The organism is Acinetobacter sp. YH12205 (genome assembly GCF_013418125.1).
Lineage (GTDB): Bacteria > Pseudomonadota > Gammaproteobacteria > Pseudomonadales > Moraxellaceae > Acinetobacter > Acinetobacter towneri.
Genome location: NZ_VPCQ01000005.1, coordinates 43544 through 64510, shown reverse-complemented (window position 1 = coordinate 64510; position 20967 = coordinate 43544). Strand labels below are relative to the sequence as shown.

19 protein-coding genes are annotated in these 20967 nt (G+C 44.1%); 10 read left to right on the top strand and 9 right to left on the bottom strand.

Annotation, left to right across the window (positions count from 1 at the left end):
* The first annotated feature begins 132 nt into the window (after window positions 1-132).
* Genes dksA through FTU92_RS08115 form a run of 3 tightly spaced genes read left to right on the top strand, consistent with a single transcriptional unit; the run spans window position 133 to window position 1887 of the window.
* Window positions 133-660: an RNA polymerase-binding protein DksA gene (gene dksA, locus FTU92_RS08125; RefSeq protein WP_004975725.1), complete on the top strand. Its 528-nt coding sequence runs from the start codon at window positions 133-135 to the stop codon at window positions 658-660.
* A 2-nt stretch (window positions 661-662) separates the two neighbouring features.
* The gene (gluQRS, locus tag FTU92_RS08120) at window positions 663-1595 is read left to right on the top strand and encodes a tRNA glutamyl-Q(34) synthetase GluQRS (RefSeq protein ID WP_179989655.1); all 933 of its coding nucleotides are present in this window, start codon (window positions 663-665) and stop codon (window positions 1593-1595) included.
* A gap of 52 nt (window positions 1596-1647) precedes the next feature.
* Window positions 1648-1887 (top strand): zinc-ribbon domain-containing protein, encoded by a 240-nt coding sequence (locus FTU92_RS08115; RefSeq protein ID WP_104852920.1) that lies wholly within the window; start codon window positions 1648-1650, stop codon window positions 1885-1887.
* 11 nt (window positions 1888-1898) lie between these two features.
* On the opposite strand, the gene ftsW is transcribed toward FTU92_RS08115, so the two are convergent.
* The 5 genes from ftsW to FTU92_RS08090 form a co-directional block, all read right to left on the bottom strand.
* Window positions 1899-3095 (bottom strand): putative lipid II flippase FtsW, encoded by a 1197-nt coding sequence (gene ftsW, locus FTU92_RS08110; protein WP_004975720.1) that lies wholly within the window; start codon window positions 3093-3095, stop codon window positions 1899-1901.
* Window positions 3096-3114: 19 nt separating this feature from the next.
* Entirely contained in the window at window positions 3115-4461 is a 1347-nt protein-coding gene (murD, locus tag FTU92_RS08105) for a UDP-N-acetylmuramoyl-L-alanine--D-glutamate ligase (RefSeq protein WP_104853279.1), read from the bottom strand.
* 171 nt (window positions 4462-4632) lie between these two features.
* Window positions 4633-4884: a DUF6587 family protein gene (locus tag FTU92_RS08100; RefSeq protein ID WP_154321146.1), complete on the bottom strand. Its 252-nt coding sequence runs from the start codon at window positions 4882-4884 to the stop codon at window positions 4633-4635.
* A 32-nt stretch (window positions 4885-4916) separates the two neighbouring features.
* Window positions 4917-6773: a ferrous iron transporter B gene (locus FTU92_RS08095; protein WP_179997332.1), complete on the bottom strand. Its 1857-nt coding sequence runs from the start codon at window positions 6771-6773 to the stop codon at window positions 4917-4919.
* The gene (locus FTU92_RS08090; protein WP_004975713.1) at window positions 6770-7030 is read right to left on the bottom strand and encodes a FeoA family protein; all 261 of its coding nucleotides are present in this window, start codon (window positions 7028-7030) and stop codon (window positions 6770-6772) included. Before FTU92_RS08090 ends, FTU92_RS08095 begins: the two co-directional genes overlap by 4 nt.
* Before the next feature lie 185 nt (window positions 7031-7215).
* On the opposite strand from FTU92_RS08090, the gene xerD reads away from it, so the two are divergent.
* From xerD to thrC, 4 genes are all read left to right on the top strand, one after another.
* Complete coding sequence (gene xerD / locus FTU92_RS08085; protein ID WP_004975712.1) at window positions 7216-8133, top strand: site-specific tyrosine recombinase XerD; 918 nt, start codon at window positions 7216-7218, stop codon at window positions 8131-8133.
* 147 nt (window positions 8134-8280) lie between these two features.
* Entirely contained in the window at window positions 8281-9096 is an 816-nt protein-coding gene (locus FTU92_RS08080; RefSeq protein WP_179988996.1) for a DsbC family protein, read from the top strand.
* Window positions 9097-9295: 199 nt separating this feature from the next.
* A complete protein-coding gene (locus FTU92_RS08075; protein ID WP_004975708.1) occupies window positions 9296-10600 on the top strand; it encodes a homoserine dehydrogenase in 1305 nt (434 codons plus the stop codon).
* A gap of 57 nt (window positions 10601-10657) precedes the next feature.
* Window positions 10658-11797: a threonine synthase gene (thrC, locus tag FTU92_RS08070; RefSeq protein WP_004975706.1), complete on the top strand. Its 1140-nt coding sequence runs from the start codon at window positions 10658-10660 to the stop codon at window positions 11795-11797.
* A gap of 120 nt (window positions 11798-11917) precedes the next feature.
* Here the strand turns inward: thrC and FTU92_RS08065 are convergent, their stop codons facing one another.
* Window positions 11918-13009 (bottom strand): serine hydrolase, encoded by a 1092-nt coding sequence (locus FTU92_RS08065; RefSeq protein WP_131260992.1) that lies wholly within the window; start codon window positions 13007-13009, stop codon window positions 11918-11920.
* A gap of 215 nt (window positions 13010-13224) precedes the next feature.
* Between FTU92_RS08065 and FTU92_RS08060 the strand changes: the two genes are divergently transcribed.
* From FTU92_RS08060 to FTU92_RS08050, 3 genes are all read left to right on the top strand, one after another.
* The gene (locus FTU92_RS08060; RefSeq protein ID WP_004975702.1) at window positions 13225-13860 is read left to right on the top strand and encodes a response regulator; all 636 of its coding nucleotides are present in this window, start codon (window positions 13225-13227) and stop codon (window positions 13858-13860) included.
* A gap of 40 nt (window positions 13861-13900) precedes the next feature.
* Window positions 13901-15463, top strand: a complete 1563-nt coding sequence (locus FTU92_RS08055; RefSeq protein ID WP_180096063.1) for a PAS domain-containing sensor histidine kinase — start codon at window positions 13901-13903, stop codon at window positions 15461-15463.
* A 69-nt stretch (window positions 15464-15532) separates the two neighbouring features.
* Window positions 15533-16966: a sigma-54 dependent transcriptional regulator gene (locus FTU92_RS08050; RefSeq protein WP_004975695.1), complete on the top strand. Its 1434-nt coding sequence runs from the start codon at window positions 15533-15535 to the stop codon at window positions 16964-16966.
* Between the two features lie 49 nt (window positions 16967-17015).
* Here FTU92_RS08050 and FTU92_RS08045 read toward each other — a convergent pair whose 3' ends face one another.
* From FTU92_RS08045 to lptG, 3 genes are all read right to left on the bottom strand, one after another.
* A complete protein-coding gene (locus FTU92_RS08045) occupies window positions 17016-18179 on the bottom strand; it encodes a S41 family peptidase (protein WP_004975690.1) in 1164 nt (387 codons plus the stop codon).
* A gap of 24 nt (window positions 18180-18203) precedes the next feature.
* Window positions 18204-19751: a 2,3-bisphosphoglycerate-independent phosphoglycerate mutase gene (gene gpmI / locus FTU92_RS08040; protein WP_104852912.1), complete on the bottom strand. Its 1548-nt coding sequence runs from the start codon at window positions 19749-19751 to the stop codon at window positions 18204-18206.
* Between the two features lie 145 nt (window positions 19752-19896).
* Window positions 19897-20967, bottom strand: a complete 1071-nt coding sequence (lptG, locus tag FTU92_RS08035) for an LPS export ABC transporter permease LptG (RefSeq protein ID WP_004975683.1) — start codon at window positions 20965-20967, stop codon at window positions 19897-19899.

Sequence of the window (20967 nt, the reverse complement as noted above, 5' to 3'; positions counted from 1 at the left end):
ATAATCAAAAAAAGTCTATATGATGACGTCCCCCGAAGATCGAATATTGTTCTTTGGGAGTGGATAAAAACACTTGCATATCACCATATTTTTCGCGTACCAATCGTGCGCATATGATGAGGAATGCCCTACATGGCGAATGACAACCAAAATCAAGTCTTGGACGAACAAACAGATCTTGTAGAAGAAAAAGCTACAAAACGCGTGCGTAAGGCAAAGCCAAAGGCTTTAGAGGGCGGTTCTACAGCTAGCTTATTTGGTATTGCACCTTATCAGCCTAAAAAAAATGAAGAATACATGTCTGAAGGACAGCTCGAGCATTTCCGTCAAATTCTCATGGCGTGGAAAGAAGAGTTAATGTCAGAAGTTGACCGCACTTTAAACACCATGCAAGACGAAAATACAGCCTTGCCAGATGTCAACGACCGTGCGACTCAAGAAGAAGAGTTTGCAATTGAATTGCGTACTCGTGACCGTGAACGTAAATTGATTCGTAAAATTGAACAATCTATTGAAGCGATTAAAAACGATGACTATGGTTTCTGTGAAACTTGCGGTATCGAAATCGGTTTACGTCGCTTAGAAGCGCGTCCAACTGCAACGTTATGTATTGATTGCAAAACTTTGGCAGAGATCAAAGAGAAGCAAAACAACGGTTAATCGTGACTGTTGAGAATTACCTAGCCGAACACAGTTCGGAGCTTGAGCAGCAGCGAAACGATGTTTCGCTCACCCGCTATATAGGTCGGTTTGCGCCATCGCCAACCGGCCCTTTGCATTTTGGCTCACTCATTACCGCAGTGGCCAGTTATTGCGATGCCAAAGCCCAGCACGGCACTTGGCTGGTACGTATTGAAGATACTGACATCCCACGCATTTACCCTGGCAGTGAAAATCATATCTTGCGTTGTATTGATGCCTTTCAATTTGAGCCGGATGCCGAAATTATTTTCCAGAAAGATCGCCTCGATCTCTATGCAGCCGTGTTGCAACAATTGCAGCAACGCGACTTGGTCTATGCCTGTCAATGCACCCGCAAAATGCTTGGCTCCAATCATATTTATGCAGGGACTTGCCGCAATTTAGGTTTAGATTTTGCCAATCAAGCGATTCGAGTCAAAGTCACAGACCAAGAGATTTGCTTTCAAGACCGCCTGCAAGACAAACAATGTTCCAACCTTGCGCAGGACTTGGGCGATTTTGTCCTAAAACGGCGTGATGGCATTATCAATTATCAACTGGCAGTGGTGGTGGATGATTATTTGCAAGGCATTACCCATGTGGTTCGCGGCGCAGATTTACTCGACAACACCGCACGGCAAATCTATTTGGGGCAACTGTTAGGCTACCCTAAACTCAGCTACACGCACCTGCCTTTAGCCATGAATGCACAAGGGCAAAAACTGTCTAAACAGAACTTGGCACAAGCTTTAGATTTAGCCCAAGCACCGAAGCTGCTACAAGCCGCTTTAACTGCCTTAAATCAAGCCACTGTCGAATTAGACACCCCTGCACGCATGCTTACGCAAGCCATTCAGCAATGGGATCTTTCACGTATTCCTGCAGGCACAGCTTTACACGGCTATTATTTATAAAATTTAAAATTCAGTTATGCTCAAATTGAAATGGATCATTTGAGGTTGTGTCATGTTTTTTATTTTTGGTGTTGGACCGAAAACCAAAGTGGTCGAGAAAAGTCAATTTAGCTGCCCCGTTTGCCGCACTCGCAGTAGCTATGAACTCAGACAGCAACGACAATATTTTTCCTTATTTTTTATTCCCTTGTTTCCTATGTCTAAACAAAAAAATACTACAGTCAAGTGCTTACACTGCGGAACAGTCATGCCAAGCATGGTCTTGCACCATGCTCAGCCAGAAGCGAAATAGAAGGATAAATTCTAGAAGCTGGATTCTTCACGGCTAGGGTTAATCTCATGCGTGCTGGCTTCAATTTTCAGAATCAAACTCACCATCACTGCACACATAATTAACGATGAACCACCATAACTAATAAAAGGTAGAGTCAAACCTTTGGTAGGCAACATACCCATATTCATGCCTGCATTCACCATAATCTGTAATAAGAAGATAATGCTGATGCCATAAGCCAAATATCCTGCACGTAAGTACTGGTTTTTCAGGGCGCGATGACCAATTTTAATGCAGGCAATCAGCATAGCAAAAGACAAGCTCAACACCACAAAAATGCCTAAAAAGCCAAACTCTTCACCTAAGACAGCCAACATAAAGTCCGTATGTGCTTCAGGTAAATAGGACATTTTCTGGATACTATGCCCCAAGCCTACGCCTGCCCATTCACCGCGTCCAAATGCCATTAAGGCGTTAGACAACTGATAACCGACACCCAAAGGGTCATTCCACGGGTTTGAGAACGACATTAAACGCTCAAAACGATAAGGCTCAAATACCACCAAAAACACAAAGGCGGCAATAATCGCGCCAAAGGCAATACCAAACTGAATTAATGGCGCACCAGCTAAAAAGAAGACCCCTAACATGGTCAAGGCAATCACCACGGTCGCCCCCAAGTCAGGCTCTGCAATCACCAAACCTACCGTGACTGCCATAATCACTGCAAGACGAATCAGACCTTTAATGTTATTACGCACTTCTTCGGCACGGCGCACCACATAGTCAGCGGTAAAAATGGCCATCATCACTTTAGCGACTTCGGAAGCTTGCAGGGTAAAACCTGCGACCCGAATCCAGCGTTTAGAACCATTGACTTCAGTACCCACCAGCAACACTGCAGCCAACAAGGCAATGGTCACAATCCACAGAAAGAAGGTGTTGTTAAACCAGGTATTCAGCGGCACTCTATAGGCAATCACGGCAGCGATTAATGCCACCACAATAGAAATGCCATGACGCAATACATAGTGAAAGGCATTTTCATGCATGCGCTCGGCATAAGGCATAGAAGCCGATGCCACCATGATTGAACCAATACATAACAGCGCCAGTACGCTAAAAATCAGTACATTGCGTACATTCACTTCCGCTGGCAGTTTGGGTAACCAGCGCTCATAGACCTGATTGAGTTTATTGATTGTTGTCTGAGCAAAGCCAGCCATATCTCACACCTTATTGTTGTTATACCAGTGCGTTGACATAAGCAACGAACTTGTGACCACGTTCTGGATAGCCCGAGAACATATCAAAACTTGCACATGCAGGTGACAATAACACCACATCATGCGCTTGTGTATGTTGTTGGCAGATTTCAACTGCTTGTTGCAAGGTATCTGCAGTTAAGAGTTGGGTTGTTCCCGCAACTGCTGTTTCAATTTTCGTAGCATCCTCACCAATCAACACTGCCAGTTTGGCATATTGTTGCAATGATTGGCGTAGCGCAGTGAAGTCCTGCCCTTTGCCTTGCCCACCTAAAATAATCGCAACCTTACCGCCTTGTGCCTGAATTGCTGCACCCAAGCCATCTAAAGCTGCCAAAGTTGCACCGATGTTGGTTCCTTTGGAGTCATTATAATAACGCACCCCATGTAATTCTTTGACGAATTCACAACGATGCTCCAAACCTTTAAAGGTTTTCAGCGTTTCCAGCATGCTGTGCATAGATAAACCAATGGCTTCACCCAATGCCAAACACGCTAATGCATTAGCAATATTGTGTGTGCCTTGAATATACATCTCGGTGCTTTTTAATAAACGCTCACGCCCACGTGCCAACCACATGCTGCCATCATCATCTTTTAATAAGCCGTATTGGTTTAGGTCAGGCGCATTTAAGCCAAAACTTTGCATAGGAGTCTGATCTGGCACCAACGGACGACTCAAAGCATCATCACGGTTAAACACCACTTTTTTCACACCCTGAAAAATACGATGTTTGGCGGTGTGATAACCGAACATATCGCCATGACGGTCTAAATGGTCTTCACTCATGTTCAGCACTACCGCCACTTCTGCATTTAAATTCGAGGTGGTTTCTAGCTGAAAACTGGAGAGTTCTAAAATATACAGTTCAGGATCATCTTTAATCAAATCCAGCGCAGGGCGTCCCAAATTTCCACCTACCGCGACTTTTTTACCTGCCTGCTCTGCCATTAAACCAATCAGTGTGGTAACGGTACTTTTCGCATTAGACCCTGTAATTGCCACAATAGGTTTGTCGGTCGCACGACGTAAAATCTGAATTTCACTCACCACAGGAATGCCCTGCGCCATCGCAGCCTGAATTTCAGGGAGTTTTGGATCTAAACCTGGGCTAATCACAATTTCTTCCGCAGACAGCAATAAATCCTGATCAAACTGACCAAAACGGGTTTCTACTTCGGCAGGAATTTGGTCATGCCCTGGAGGTGTGGGGCGAGAATCTGTCACAGCAACGCGGTAACCCTGATGATGTAAAAAATTAACGGCTGCAACACCAGAAATACCAAGTCCTGCAACGACTTTTAATCCACCACGTTGTATTAACATTTTTGCCCCATTTTGTGCGCTAATTTTGAAACAGACAAAATAGTAGCACTTTGCTGTTTTGAATGCTTTTTCTGTTTGCAGTTCCTGCAGTTTTTTTGTGTCAGTGCGTAAAAAAACCGTCATATTGCAGACGGTTTTTAAAAAGAATATTGCTAAAGTGAATAAACAAGCCTATTTCCACTTCACCGCTTGAACTTCAACTTGCTTTTCTGCGGGTTGATCTTGAGAATCACAACCACAACTGCCGCCACAGCCTGCCGCGGCTGCAGGTTTTAGCCATTTGGCCAAGCCATGCCAGCCTTTTTCAGTACAGAAATTGGAGAGTTTTAGAAAAACTGCGCCAGAAGTCTTGGGAAAGACTTTTTTAAAGACTACTACAGCACTCCACAGTACCAATGCAGCAACAATTAAAATTTCAACCATGTTCATCTACTCCTGTAGGTCAGGCATGTGCCTTAACCCAACAAATACGATGCCGTTTGATAAGTCAGGAATGACATGAAATAAGCCAAACCAAATAGATAGCAGGTCATAATACTGACCGTACGCCATGATCCTGTTTCGCGTTTTACCGTTGCTAAAGTTGCCAAACAATGCGGTGCATAAATAAACCACACCAATAACGATAAACCCGTTGCCAATGACCAGCCCAGTTCACCACCACCACTAATTAAAGCAGCCAAACCTTGGGACATGGCATCTTCATCCACTGCAGATAAGGCATAGACTGTGCCTAATGCAGCCACCACCACTTCACGCGCTGCCATCGCAGGAATCAAGGCAATCACGATCTGCCAGTTAAAGCCCACAGGAGCAAAAATTGGCTGTAATACATGCCCCAGCATCCCTGCAAAACTATAGTCAATTGCAGGCATGGTCGCGCCTTCAGGCGGCTGCGGGAACGTACACAAGAACCACAATAAAATCGACAGTGCAAAAATAATGCCACCGACACGCTTTAAGAAAATTTTGGCGCGATCTAGCAAACCAATCCAAACACTTTTTAGGTCTGGAAAACGGTAACTTGGTAGCTCCATCAACAAGACATGCTCAGATTTATCTTTTTGCAAAAATTTAAGCACAAAAGATACGCCCAAGGCACTCACAATGCCTGCCATATACAGACCGAACAAGACCAGACCTTGTAAATTAAACATGCCCCATACGGTTTGATTGGGAATGAATGCTGCGATGAGTAAGGCATATACAGGCAAGCGCGCAGAACAAGTCATTAACGGCGCAACCATAATCGTGGTTAAACGATCACGTGGGTCAGCAATACTACGTGTTGCCATAATGCCCGGCACTGCACAGGCAAAACTAGACAGCAATGGAATAAAGGCACGACCACTCAAACCTGCGCTAAACATCAGCTTATCGAGCAAGAATGCGGCACGTGGCAAATAACCCGATTCCTCTAAAATTAAAATAAACAGGAACAGAATTAAAATTTGCGGCAAGAACACCACCACACCGCCTGCGCCCGCAATAATGCCATCCACAATCAAGCTGTTCAGCAAGGGATGGCTAATGTTTTCGCCAATCACTTCACCTAGCCAGCCAAATAAACTTTCGATGCCATCCATAAACGGTGCAGCCCAAGCAAATACCGCTTGGAAGACAACAAACATCATCACCGCAAGGCTGACTAAACCGAATACAGGATGTAAAAAAATTTTATCGAGGAAGTTGGAGCGTTTGTCTTCTTGATCTACAAAGTGCACCACATCATGCAAAATGGTTTGAATCCGTTGATGCTGACTGCCTGTTAAGCCTGTCAATTCTGTCTGCGGAACAGCAAATTTGCCCTGATCTAAGGCATGCATTAAGTTTTGAATACCTGAATCACGCACTGCCACGGTTTCCACCACAGGTACACCCAAACGCTCAGACAATTTTTGCGTGTTGATTTGCATGCCACGACGACGCGCCTCATCCATCATGTTGAGTACCAACAAAATCGGACGACCCAGTGCAATCATTTCCAAAACCAAGCCCAAATGCAATTTCAGGTTGGTGGCATCCACGACACAAAGAAAGGCATCTTGCTGACCTTCTTCGGCTATTTTGCCTTGTACCACATCTCGAGTAATGGCTTCGTCGGGACTGGTGGCTTCTAAACTATAAGTTCCGGGCAAATCCAACACCCGCACCGCCTGTCCCGAAGGCAAGGTGAATTGCCCGACTTTACGCTCTACGGTCACGCCTGCGTAGTTGCCAACTTTTTGACGTGTCCCTGTCAAATGGTTAAATAAAGATGTTTTACCGCAGTTTGGATTCCCTACAAGTGCGATACGTAAGGCATCGCTCATGCGGACACCCCTTGTTCAATTTCAATGCGTTCAGCTTCTACTTTGCGCAAAGCAAAACGGGTAAATCCCACTTGAATCAGGATTGGATCACCACCAAAAATACCTTTGGTAATCACCTGCACCTGCGTACCCGGCACAAAACCCAGTGTTTCTAAGCGGTTTGCCACCAAGTCACTAAGGGATGTTCCACCATCGGCGGTACGTAATACCTGACGGATGATGGCTGTTTGTTTTGCTTTAAGTTCTGACAAACGCACCGTGAAATTCCTATACCATTTTGCATATTATAACATGCAAATGAGAACAATTAACAAATAAGGTCGACTTACATTTAAATGCTTTATATCACATCGACAGCCTTGCTGAATTGGATTAGAGTAGAAAATAACGCTGCTTATTATCGAATTTCTCAATTAATTTTGTGATTTCGTCTGTGATTCCTATGCTGAACAAAAAACCTCGTATTCCTGCTGCAATACAAATTCCAGAAGCTTTGAGCTTTTTGGAAGGCTATCGCAACGATTTAATCGCGCAAAGTGTCAGCCCGCATACCCGCAATGCCTATCTGTCCGATTTAATTCAATGCAGTGACTATGTCAGCAAACCCATGCCTGAATGGAATCATGACGATATTTCAGATGTACTCATCGAACTCACCAAACAACAAAAAAGCCCCCGCTCTATTGCGCGCTGTCTGTCTGCACTACGTTCTTTTTATAAGTTTTTAAGAGAGCACAAACTGCGCTCTGACAACCCTGTTGCTGCGCATAAAACCCCAAAATTAGGTCGTGCCTTACCCAAAGATTTATCTGAAGCTGATGTTGAAGCTTTAATTCACGCCCCCGACATCAACACTGCACTCGGATTACGGGATCGTGCCATGCTTGAAGTCTTATATGCTTGCGGTTTGCGAGTGACGGAGTTGCTGAATTTACGCTTAGAGTTGATCAACCTGAAACAAGGCTATTTACGAATTGTAGGTAAAGGCAATAAAGAGCGTTTGGTGCCTATGGGGCAAGTCGCTTGTGAGTGGATAGAAAAATATTTAACCGAGTCACGCCCACAACTGTATAAAAGTGCCACCGATTATCTATTTTTAACAGTTCATGGCGGCATTATGAGCCGACAAAATTTTTGGTATGCCATTAAACGCTATGCCCTGCAAGCAGGCATTCAAGCCGAGTTATCGCCACACACGTTAAGACATGCCTTTGCCACGCACTTACTCAATCATGGGGCAGATTTACGTGTGGTACAAATGCTGCTCGGGCACAGCGATTTATCCACTACACAAATTTATACCCACGTTGCACAAATCCGTATGCAGCAATTGCATGCCCAACATCATCCACGGGCTTAAAACAAAAACGACGTCGAAGCATAAGATCTACTGAAACTTCGTCTATGAACGCAAGCCATTTATGAAATGGCAACAGACCCTAACGATCACGAATATTTTTTGTTATGCTAACGCTCTATTTTTTATGCCAACAAGAAAGGGTTGTTTATGACATTTACCCGCTCGACACTTTTGATTGCCTGTTCACTGGCAAGTGCTTTTGCAATCACCGCATGTTCAAATGCAAACAATGAAGATAAAAAGCAAACCACACTCACCGCCAGTGCGCCTGCAACGGGTGAAGCATCAACCCTGATTGAACGCAATGCACAACAGCGTTTAAGCACGACCTTGCAGCAACATTTTAAAACTGCAGGCATCAACGCCAAAATTACCGACATTAAAGCCACGGAAGTCCCAAATTTATTTTGGGTGAGTCTTGAAGGCATGTCATCGGTCTATGCCACCAGTGATGGCAAATACATTATTCAAGGCGATGTGATCCGTTTAGGTGACAAAGAACTGCATAATGTCAGTGAAAACTTGCAAGCAGGCGTGAACAAGAAAATTTTTGCTGAATTAAAACAGGAAGATTTATTGGTATTCCCTGCCAAAGGTAAAACCAAACACGTCATTTATGTATTTACCGATGTCAGCTGTCCATATTGCCATCGTCTACATGAACAAATGGATGAAATGAATGGCAAAGGCATTGAAGTCCGTTACATTTCTTGGCCGCGTGGCGAACAGCACATGCCTGCCATGGAAGCAATTTGGTGTAGTGAAGATCGTCATGCTGCCTTTAATCAAGTTATGAATGGCGCACAAATTGCACCTGCCAACTGTAAAAACCCTGTTCGTGCTCAGTATCAATTGGGCTTAAATATGGGCGTCAATGGCACACCTGCAATTTATAATGCCGAAGGCGTATATTTAGGCGGCTATCTGTCTACCGCTGAATTGATCAAGCGCTTAGACAAATAAAAATAGAGGTTTTGTAGATGCTGCATCATCCCAATACACCAAGACGTAGCATCTATGAAGCCAATATAAATAACGATTTTTTATGCGTTATTTTACTTTTTTTTATACTGTGAAGATAAGTGAGATCTGCCCTAGAGTCAGCGCGTTTTTTTAGCTATGATCTAGGCTTGCTTAAAGTTATTAAAATATGGAGTGTGACGTGAAACCAGTTCGTCTGGCAATCCTCGGTCTTGGTACTGTGGGTGGTGGTGCCCTTAAACTATTAAAAGAAAATGCTGCTGAGATTAGACGTCGCACCGGTCGTGAAATTGAAATCACTTATGTGGGAACACGTCGTCCGCGTCCTGACCTAAACTTGCCTGAATCGGTCAAGCAAAGCTCCGACTTGATGGACATTGTCCGTCAACCCGATGTAGACGTGGTGGTTGAAGTGATGGGCGGTATTCACCCTGCTTATGACGTGATCATGGAAGCCATGAAGCACGGCAAACAAGTAGTGACAGCCAACAAAGCCCTACTTGCAGAACACGGCAATGAGCTATTTAAAGCAGCTGAAGACAATGCCGTACAAATTGCCTATGAAGCTGCGGTTGCAGGTGGTATTCCAATTATTAAAGTCATCCGTGAAGGTTTGGCTGCCAACAAAATTGAATGGTTGGCAGGCATCATCAACGGTACAGGCAACTTCATTTTAAGTGAAATGCGTGAAAAAGGTCGTGCATTTGAAGATGTACTGAAAGAAGCGCAAGAGTTAGGCTATGCCGAAGCCGATCCGACTTTTGACGTCGAAGGTATTGATGCTGCACACAAACTGACTATTTTGGCTTCATGTGCATTTGGTATTCCACTACAGTTTGACAAAGTCTTTACCGAAGGTATTGGCAAAGTGACCGCACAAGATGTGAAATATGCCGAAGAACTCGGTTTCCGCATCAAACACTTGGGGATTGCCCGTCGTACCGATAAAGGTATTGAATTGCGTGTTCACCCAACTTTAATTCCTGAAGAAGAATTGATTGCCAATGTTAATGGCGTGAAAAACGCGGTCTTGGTACAAGCCAATGCGGTTGGTCCAACGCTCTATTATGGCGCAGGTGCAGGTGCAGGCCCAACAGCCTCTGCAGTAGTTGCAGATGTCGTTGATATTGTCCGTGACATTTCTTATACCGAAGATGGCGCAGGTACAATTCCGCAATTGGCATTTGAAGCCTTAACCGACTTGCCAATTTTAAGCCGTGAAGAAATGACCACGGGTTACTACATTCGCATTAATGCCGAAGACCAAACTGGCGTACTTGCCGATGTAACCACCATTTTAAGCCGTGCGGGAATCAGTATTGATGCCATCATGCAGCAATCACGCTTAAAAGACCTTATTCCTATCGTGATTCTGACTGACCCAGTCCTAGAATCGAAAATGGATGAAGCGTTACAACAAATTCAAGCATTGCCAACCATTCATGGCGAAATTGTACGAATTCGTTTAGAATCGCTTGATAATTAATCGGGTGAAGGGGAGTATTTCCCCTTGCCAAGCTCTACACACAATTGGAACATCATCATGTCGAATGCCAATCGTTATACTGGTTTAGTTGACCGTTATCGTGACCGTTTACCAGTGTCTGCAACCACACGTGCAATCTCTCTAGGCGAAGGAAACACGCCACTGATTAAGCTTGAGAATATTCCACGCATTATTGGTAAAGATGTTGAAATTTATGTGAAGTATGAAGGCTTAAACCCGACAGGTTCATTTAAAGACCGTGGTATGACCATGGCAGTTACTAAAGCAGTTGAAGAAGGTTCAAAAGCCATTATCTGTGCATCTACAGGTAATACTTCTGCTGCTGCTGCTGCCTATGCTGCACGTGCAGGCATCAAAGCATTCGTTTTAATTCCTGAAGGCAAAATTGCCATGGGTAAAATGGCACAAGCGATGATGTACGGTGCCATCACCATGCAAATCCGCGGTAACTTTGACGATGGTATGCGTCTAGTTAAAGAAGTTGCTGACCAAGCACCTGTGACCATTGTGAACTCGATCAACCCTTACCGCCTACAAGGTCAAAAGACCATTGCGTATGAAATTGTAGATGAGTTAGGTCGTGCACCAGATTACCACTGCTTACCTGTAGGTAACGCAGGCAACATTACTGCACACTGGATGGGTTATACCGAAGCGGTTGCCAACCAATCTGCCGATCAATTCGAGCAAGTGGTCTATGACGCAGCAACGGACAAATTCACAGGTCCAAACCCTGAAGGCCGCCCAATCATGGTGGGTTATCAAGCGTCTGGCGCTGCGCCATTCTTACGTGGTGCGCCTGTAGAAAACCCTGAAACTGTTGCAACTGCAATTCGTATTGGTAACCCACAAAGCTGGAACCATGCCAAAGCCGTTGTACGCGATTCAGAAGGTTGGTTTGATGAGCTAACTGATGCTGAAATCTTAGAAGCACAACGCATGCTTTCAATGTATGAAGGCGTATTTGTTGAGCCTGCATCTGCTGCGTCTATTGGTGGTGCAATGCGCGACATCAAAGCAGGTAAAATCAAAGAAGGTTCTGTGATTGTATGTACCGTAACAGGTAACGGTCTGAAAGATCCTGACACTGCAATGAAACAATGTGCAGATGCGGTGATGCTCTCTATTGATGCTACAATGCAACAAGTAAAAGACTCTATCCTTTCAAACATGTAAGTTTTGAATCGTGATCAAAAAAACCTGCATTAGCAGGTTTTTTTGTATTTGGAATCATGCAACTTTAACGGAAGTTGAGTCATACGATTGATAACTCAACGCTCCAAGCTGAATGTGCTCTTAAATACGTTTAGGTAACTGGCTTGCCCAACTCATTAAGCGAGTTGCATCATTGGTACGTGCTTGTGAAGTATCTGCACCCAAAAGCACCACCACTGCAGGACGGTTATTCAAAGTGGTATGCATCACCACACAACGCCCTGCTTCATTGATATAGCCTGTTTTAGACAGATTAATATTCCAACCACCATTACGTACCAGTGCATTGGTATTGTTAGATTTTAAAACACGATAACCCAAGTTAAAGTCATAGGTTGGCGTGGTTGAGAATTGGCGAATCAAACCATATTGCGAAGCGGTGCTGACCAAAATACCCAAATCACGCGCAGAAGATACATTACGTGGGTCTAAGCCTGTTGCTTCGGTAAAACGGGTAGAATGCATGCCCAATTCACGCGCTTTAGCATTCATTGCGGCTACAAAGGCATTTTTCCCACCTGGATAAGTACGTGCCAACGCTGCTGCTGCAGGATTTTCAGATTTCATTAATGCAAACAGTAACGCTTCGGCACGGTTTAACTTGTCGCCCACACGCAAAGTTGAGCTTGAGTTTTTACCTGCTGCACCTGCAAAATCAATCGATTGCAAAGTGATTTGTTCAGACATATTCAAACGTGCATCAGAAGTCACCACGGCAGTCATCACCTTGGTCACAGATGCAATAGGTAATGCCACATTGGTATTTTTGCTATACAGCACTTCACCTGTTTGCGCATCCATCACCAAAGCCGCACGTGCATTAACTGATGGTTGGTTGCTATAAGCAGAGGTATCTAAAATACGGACTGTTTTAGGCGCAGTGGAAGCAGGTGCAACACCATTGCTACTACGCACTGTAGTGGTAATTTTCGTTGAACCTGGCGGAGTAGGTTCAGCAACATAGCTCTCTGGCGCAGCCTGAGCGCTCGCACTGGTACTTTCCAGATCACCATTTAAGAATTGATCGGCTTGCTCCGAAGACCAACTTAAGGTCGCCTGACCGTCGCTCCCAGAGGAAGGATTGATGACAAGTTCAGCAAAACTGACAGAACTTAGGCTGAACATCATAGATGCGACCAGCACATGCATGAACGACTTCTTAGAATTTTTCACGACTGCTTACTCAACTCAGGGAGGTAAGATACATTTGCGTATTACCTCAAATATGCCTTACATTTAAAAATACAACAATGAATCGTTTTTGACACCATATTGTGCAGAACTTTTCATTCTAGATTAAGAATAGCATTGCTAATTTTGTCGTTTCATTGCAAGCTAATTTTGCTTTATGTAACAAAAAAGATGATTTTTTCAAAGGGAGAGTGTAGGTGATCACAGTTTTAGTAGTCGACGATCATGAATTGGTACGTACTGGGATTTGCCGTATGCTCGAAGACCATGCCGATGTGCAGGTGATTGGACAAGCTGAATCGGGTGAAGAAGCGATTACCTTAGTGCGTCAGCATCATCCCAATGTGGTGTTGTTAGATGTGAACATGCCTGGGATTGGAGGCGTAGAAACCACACGTCGTCTATTGCAAACTGCACCAGACACTAAGGTCTTGGCGGTGAGTGGTTTGGCAGAAGAACCCTACCCTTCTTTATTGCTGAAAGCAGGTGCAAAAGGCTATATCACCAAAGGCGCACCTGTCAGTGAAATGGTACGTGCCATTAAAAAAGTCATGCAGGGCGGTAAATACTTCAGTGCCGACATTGCCGAACAACTGGCAAGTTCATACTTATCTGACACACAACAATCGCCTTTTGATAGTCTTTCAGAACGTGAAATGCAAGTGGCGATGATGGTGGTGAATTGTATTAGCGCACAGGAAATTGCCGATAAGTTGTTTGTCAGTGTAAAAACCGTAAATACCTATCGTTACCGTATTTTTGAAAAATTAAATATTGATAGTGATGTCAAACTGACTCACCTTGCCATTCGTTATGGACTGATTAAACCCTAAATTTTCAACGCTGTTGATGCACAAATAAGACCTTTACGATATGCCAGATTTAAAACAACATTCTGAGTTAAATCAGTATCATCTTGGCATGTGGTATGGTACTTACCGACTGCTGATTGCCTTTTGTTTGCTGCTGATTACCCTACTCACCTTTCAGCAGCTTGGCACACAATATCAGCACCCGGGTTTATATCTATACACCTTGGTCTGCTATTTTATTTTTAGCTGCCTGCAACTGATCAGCTATAAATATATTCCTTTTAAAAGCACGCAACAACTGACCCTGTTTTTTGCAGTCGATATTATCGCGCTCAGTAGCCTGACTTTTGCCAGCGATGGCCCTAATTTATATTTAAGTCTGCTGTTTGCAATCACGATTTTTGCAGCATCACTCTTGCTGCAAAAGCGTAAAGCCTTAGCCATTACCCTCATCGCGATGATTATGGTGATTTACCAACACTTTGTTGGGAGTTTGCTTGACTTTTCATCGCTAAATAATATTGGTCAAAGTGCGCTATTGGCATTTTTATTTTGGGTGGTTTATGGCAGTGGACGTATTGCAGTACGGCGTTTCCAAATTTTAGAAAATCTAAATTTTTCGCAATCTTTGGAATTAAACCGCCTACAAAATATCAACCGTTATATTTTAGAACAAACCGAAATGGGCTATTTGGTTTTAGATGAAAATTGCTATGTCGTCCTCAGCAACCCTGCAGCCTGTCATCTGTTGGGGATTCATCCTAAATATGCGCACGCGACCTATCCATTGTATAAAATTCAGCCCGATTTATTTGATCTGTTCAAATTTGATCAATTGCAAGATGGAGAAAAATTTCAATTCGAGTCGCAACTGAGTCATTTTCATGTGCATATTCAGGTACAAAAACTCAAAGTGCCACATCAAACGCTGACTTTATTGGCGCTGCAGGATGGACGTAAAATCAATCAGCAAGTCCAGCAACTCAAATTAGCCGCCTTAGGACAACTCTCTGCCAGTATTGCACACGAAATTCGCAACCCGTTGGCAGCCATTGTACAAGCCAACAATTTATTTACAGGCAGTGATGCTGCACAGCAACAATTGCTGTCGGACATGATCAGCAAACAAGCGACACGGATTGATAAGATTATTCACGACACGCTGAGCATGGTCAAAAATAAACAAACCACGCCTGTCGCGATTCAGCTCAATCAATTTTTGCCGCAATTCATTCAGGAAGATTTACCTGATGCAGCGAGTCAAATTCAGCTTACACTGACCGAACAACTGAGTATTCAGTTTGATGAATCGCAGTTTCGCCAAGTGCTAATTAATCTGATTCGTAACGCCATTCGGCACAATGCTGCACAACAACCTATTGAGATTACGGTCTATCCGAAAGCAACTTATATTTATATTGATGTGCGGGATTTTGGTGCAGGTGTCGCCAATCAAGATCTCCTCTATCTGTTCCAGCCATTTTTCAGTACCGAAATCAATGGAACTGGTTTAGGATTGTATCTATCGCATAGTTTTTGCGAGGCGAATCAAGCCAAGCTGAGCTATGTAGAACAAGAACAAGGCGCATGTTTCAGGATGAAATGTCTACGTGCCATTGAATAAACGCGATTGATATTGGATCAATCTTGTTGCTGTGGTTTTGATTTAATTTTGTGTGGTTTTGGGGAAAATATGCACGCTGTTCAACCTTTGGTTTTATTGGTCGATGACGAAGAAGACCTTTGTACCCTCATGCAGATGACTTTGGCACGTATGGGGATTCAAACCCATGTCGCGTATCGTTTAGCACAAGCCAAGCAATTATTGGCAGAACATCAGTACGATGCTTGCTTAACCGACTTAAACCTGCCCGATGGCAATGGCTTGCAACTGGTTGAATGGATTTCCGAACAATATCCGAATGTGCCTGTTGCCGTATTGACCGCTTACGGCAATATGGATATTGCGATTGCTGCTTTAAAAGCAGGTGCATTTGACTTTGTCAGCAAGCCTGTCAATCAAATACATTTACAGCAACTCCTTGAAAAAGCACTGAATAAACCTTTCGACACCACCGATCATCACAGCCAAGATCAGCTTGAATATAAAATGTTGATTGGGCAATCTTTGCCTATTCAGCAATTGCGCAGCACCATCAAAAAAATTGCGCGCTCGCAAGCGCCTGTATTTATTACAGGCGAATCAGGTACGGGGAAAGAAGTTGTCGCCAATTTGGTTCACCGTTTAAGTAACCGCAACGAAGGACCATTTATTGCAATTAACTGTGGTGCAATCCCCACCGAACTCATGGAAAGCGAGCTATTTGGACACAAAAAAGGTAGCTTTACAGGAGCGACTCAAGACAAACAAGGTCTGATTCAATCTGCACATGGTGGCAGCTTATTTTTAGATGAAATTGCCGAACTGCCACTGAGCATGCAAGTCAAACTGCTGCGTGCCGTTCAGGAAAAGCGCATCCGTCCTGTGGGTTCAGATAGTGAAATTGATGTCGATTTTCGTGTGATCAGCGCCAGTCATCAGGACTTAGAAAGTTTGGTTCAGCAAGGACGTTTCCGTCAGGATTTATTCTTCCGTATTCACGTGATGGATTTGGTCTTGCCTGCCTTGCGTGAACGTGGACAAGATATTCTGTTATTGGCAGACCACTTCATTCAAAAAGTTGCACAAGAATGGGACATTCCTGCCAAACAACTGACACCTCGTGCCCAGCAATTTTTATTAGAACAGTACTATCCGGGTAATGTGCGTGAGTTACGCAATATTATTGAACGTGCCATTACCCTGAGTGATGATGATGTTATTGATCTCAAACACTTACAAACCGCACCCTTGCGCCAATTCAGTATGAGCAATACAGCAACCACTGAATCACAACCTACAGCAGAAACACCACAGCAGATCGTGACAGATGTATTGCTGACAGGACGCAAACTGCCTGAAGAAGGTTTAGAAGCCTACTTGGAAAAAGTAGAAAAAGACATTTTACTGAATGCGCTGCACCTGACCCACTGGAACCGTACGTTGGCAGCAAAAAAATTGGGCATGTCTTTCCGTTCTTTGCGCTATCGTCTGAAAAAGTTTGGATTAGATACTGAAGATGAGTAAACGCTAAACAATGAAGACTGTCTAAAAATACGTGTTACTCAGATGAGACTTAACGGCGGCTCAGCAGTAAATCTGCCACATGCTCAAGATAAGCCTCTTCTTTCATTTCAGGACTTTGAATATATTGCTGATTCGGCTGAATCCCAACCCCTTCAATCATTTGCTCGCGTGGGGTGTAATAATGCGAAACCGTCATTTGTAAGGCAGCACCATCGCTAAGTGGGAACAGCTTTTGCACCACCCCCTTGCCATAACTTTTTTCGCCCATCACCCAAGCGCGTGAATGGTCTTTTAAAGCACCAGTAAAGACTTCTGCCGCAGATGCAGAGCGATGATTAATCAGTACTCCGACTTTTAAATTTTGAAATTCAAAGCTAGGTAACGCCTGAAATTGTTGATCGCCTTCAGAACGACTTTTGGTCGATACAATCACACCCTGATTTAAAAATAAATCGGCAGATTCCACCGCAGCAGACAGTAAGCCTCCTGGGTTATTACGCAGATCAATCAATACGGCTTTTAAGCGTGGCGTGCTATGTTCTTCAATTAAGCGTTTAATTTCATTGGCGGTGTCTTGCTGAAACACACGTACTTTTAACAACAAGACCTGATTAGAAAGCATCTGCGCCTGAATATCGGTTTCTACTTTTTTGTTGCGTACCAACATAATTTCAGGCTGATTGGCTGCACGTTGTACGCTTACAGTCGATCCCACTGAGCCTGTGAGCAGGTTATTGACCTGATCTGCACTCAGCTTTTTCAGTTCTTGGTTATCAATTTTAAATAGGCTGTCGCCATTCTTCAGCCCTTGTTTAGCCGAGTCGGCATTGGCACTTAAATTTTGAATGACCCAATGTTGCTGGGCAGCGTCATAGCGCAAAGTAAAATCAACCGAGGCCAAGTCGCCTTCGGTATATTGTAAAAGTTGTTTATATTCTTCAGCAGTTAAATAGCGTGAATAACGGTCTAAACCGCTCACCAAGCCACGAATGGCTTGCTGAAACAAGGCATCATCACTTTTTTCAGTCACATAGTTGTCTTTGACAATGCCATAGATTTGTACAAATTCCTGTATCGACTCTACAGGCACATCGACATAGTCCTGTTGTAGTGTAGGGCCATCTAACTCCCAATCTGGCGCAGCCCAAACACTCGAATGACTGGCACACAACACGCTTGCCAACACAACCGCATAAATTTTGTGAGCCGTCATTCCATCATCTACCTGTATCGAGGGTTATGCCTGTAAGCGAATTAAGTTGCGACCTTGCATATCTGCTGGCACTGGCAATTGCATCAAATTCAATAAAGTTGGTGCAACATCTGCCAACACACCACCTTCCAAAATGGTGGCCTGAGTTGGGCCTACATAAATGAATGGCACCAATTCAGTGGTGTGCTGAGTATGTACCTGACCACTGTCATAGTCTTGCATTTGCTCGACGTTACCATGATCAGCTGTAATAATCATGTGACCTTGTTTCGCCATCACCGCTTCATAAACGCGACCTAAGCAGGTATCTACCGCTTCAACTGCTTTGACAGCTGCATCAAACACACCAGTATGACCGACCATATCGCCATTGGCATAGTTCACCACCAACAAGTCATATTCACCTGAGTTAATGGCTGCAACCAGTTCATCAGTCACTTCATAAGCGCTCATTTCAGGTTTTAAGTCATAGGTTGCTACATTTGGCGATGGGATCAGGATGCGTTTTTCACCCGGATATTCATCTTCACGGCCACCACTAAAGAAGAACGTCACGTGTGCGTATTTTTCAGTTTCAGCAATACGCAATTGCGTTTTGCCCAAGTCTGATAAATATTCACCAATGGAGTTTTTCAAATCTTCTGGCATGTACGCCACTGGTGCAGCAATGCTGGCTTGATAACGGGTTAGCATCACAAATTTAGACAATTGCGGCACAACTTTACGTTCAAAACCAGCAAAGTCTTGTTCCACAAAAGCTTTGGTCAATTCACGCGCACGGTCAGCACGGAAGTTCATAAACACCACGCTGTCGCCATCTTGAATTTTGGCAATTTCACCAATACGGGTGGCTTTCACAAACTCATCACTTTCCTCTGCCGCATAAGCCGCTGCCAAGCCTTCTACCGCGGTTGCCGCAGTACGTACTGCCTCACCTTCGGTAAGTAAACGATAGGCTTGTTCTACACGATCCCAACGGTTGTCACGATCCATCGCATAGTAACGACCAATCAGGCTGGCAATACGACCTTGATTTGGATATTGTGCAAATAATGCGTCCAGTTTTTCCAAAGAAGGCTGCGCGCTTTTTGGTGGCGTATCACGGCCATCTAAAAAGGCATGTAGATAAACTTTTGCACCACGTTTTAATGCCAATTCTGCCATCGCCACGATATGATCTTCATGCGAATGCACACCGCCTTCAGACAATAAACCAAGCAGATGCACTGCACCGTTGGCTGCTTTGGCTTTTTCTACCGCATCGACCAACACTTCATGTTCAAAGAAAGCGCCTGTACGAATGTCTTTGGTAATACGGGTAAAGTCTTGGTACAACACACGTCCTGCACCCAAGTTCATGTGACCAACTTCAGAGTTACCCATTTGACCATCTGGCAAGCCCACATCTTCACCTGAACCAGAGATCAAACCATGCGGATGCTTTTCCTGCATAGCAGTCAAATTTGGTCGTTTCGCTGCTAAAAACGCGTTGTCTTCGACCGCTTCGCGATGACCCACACCATCCATAATCACCAATACGTGAGGGATTTTGCCAGCAGTTGCATCCGCCATAATCAATACTCTTTTTCGTCTACAAATTAATCATGCTATCTTAACGAATTTTGCGTCAAGACTCTATGTTCAGAAGATGGTTTCCGCCACTGATTCAGATAGGTTTACCCAATCATACGGAAAAAGCAGCAGCATCGGTCCGCACTTAACGCGCACGATGCAGTAAGTAACCGCCGATGACAAACATCAGAATAATAGGAATAAATACGAACCACGCAGGCGATGGTGCATAGACCAAGCTGGCATAGCCCAAGAAATCCTGTAAATAAAAGAAGGTTAAGCCGACAAATAAAGCAATCACCAAACGGAAACCCATAGATTGCTGACGTAACGGCCCAAAAATAAAGGAGCAAGCAATCACCACCAAAGCAATCAGCGCAAAGGGTGCACCAAGTTTTTGCCAGAACGCCAGTTGGTAGGTTTTGGGTACTTGGCTGTATTCATGCATATAACTCATGAAACTGACCAATTGACTTGGGGATAAATCTTCAGGGTCGATGGTGACCATGTGCACATATTTCGGTTGCAATGCTAAAGCCAAAGCCTGTTCGCTGTTTTTAGCTAAAGTCGCGTTGCCCGCCTGCAAAATATCCATCTGTTCAGTTTGATTGAGCAACCAACTACCGTCTTTAACAAACTGTCCCTGATCTGCAGACAATGTACCACGCAAGCGATAGTTATCATCAAAATCGACCACTTGTACATTTTTGAGCTGCCCTTGGGCATTGGCGTAGTCAATATAAATAAAACGATTGCCTTCGCGCGACCAATAGCCACGAACTTCACCCAGCTCAGCGACGCTACGGTGACTTTTAACACTTTTGGCTTGTTCATTGGTGTATGGAATCACCCATTCACTGAGCACAAAAGACAGCAGTACCAATACCATGGCGGAACGAATCACCCATCCCACAATACGCCACAGGCTAATCCCTGCAGAACGCATCACAATCAATTCGCTGTTGGATGCCAACGTACCCAAGCCTAACACTGCGCCAATCAAGGCAGAAATCGGCAAAATTTCATAGAGATAATTTGGCGCACCCCACAATACATACAGCAATGCCTGCCATGCACTATAGTTTTCATTGAGTGAACCCAATTCGCCTAAATAGGTAAACAACACCTGCAAACCAGACAAAATTGCCGTTGCACCAAACATAGCCAGTGCAGTGGTCTTGGTGACGTGTTTTGCAACTATACGACGTGCCAACAT

Coding starts and splice junctions, on each gene's coding strand:
- xerD (WP_004975712.1), top strand. CDS start 7,216: ATGCTGAACAAAAAACCTCGTATTCCTGCTGCAATACAAATTCCAGAA.
- thrC (WP_004975706.1), top strand. CDS start 10,658: ATGTCGAATGCCAATCGTTATACTGGTTTAGTTGACCGTTATCGTGAC.
- murD (WP_104853279.1), bottom strand. CDS start 4,461: ATGTTAATACAACGTGGTGGATTAAAAGTCGTTGCAGGACTTGGTATT.
- FTU92_RS08045 (WP_004975690.1), bottom strand. CDS start 18,179: ATGACGGCTCACAAAATTTATGCGGTTGTGTTGGCAAGCGTGTTGTGT.
- FTU92_RS08055 (WP_180096063.1), top strand. CDS start 13,901: ATGCCAGATTTAAAACAACATTCTGAGTTAAATCAGTATCATCTTGGC.
- gpmI (WP_104852912.1), bottom strand. CDS start 19,751: ATGGCGGATGCAACTGCTGGCAAAATCCCTCACGTATTGGTGATTATG.
- FTU92_RS08115 (WP_104852920.1), top strand. CDS start 1,648: ATGTTTTTTATTTTTGGTGTTGGACCGAAAACCAAAGTGGTCGAGAAA.
- FTU92_RS08095 (WP_179997332.1), bottom strand. CDS start 6,773: ATGAGCGATGCCTTACGTATCGCACTTGTAGGGAATCCAAACTGCGGT.
- dksA (WP_004975725.1), top strand. CDS start 133: ATGGCGAATGACAACCAAAATCAAGTCTTGGACGAACAAACAGATCTT.
- FTU92_RS08080 (WP_179988996.1), top strand. CDS start 8,281: ATGACATTTACCCGCTCGACACTTTTGATTGCCTGTTCACTGGCAAGT.
- FTU92_RS08050 (WP_004975695.1), top strand. CDS start 15,533: ATGCACGCTGTTCAACCTTTGGTTTTATTGGTCGATGACGAAGAAGAC.
- ftsW (WP_004975720.1), bottom strand. CDS start 3,095: ATGGCTGGCTTTGCTCAGACAACAATCAATAAACTCAATCAGGTCTAT.
- lptG (WP_004975683.1), bottom strand. CDS start 20,967: ATGTTGGCACGTCGTATAGTTGCAAAACACGTCACCAAGACCACTGCA.
- FTU92_RS08100 (WP_154321146.1), bottom strand. CDS start 4,884: ATGGTTGAAATTTTAATTGTTGCTGCATTGGTACTGTGGAGTGCTGTA.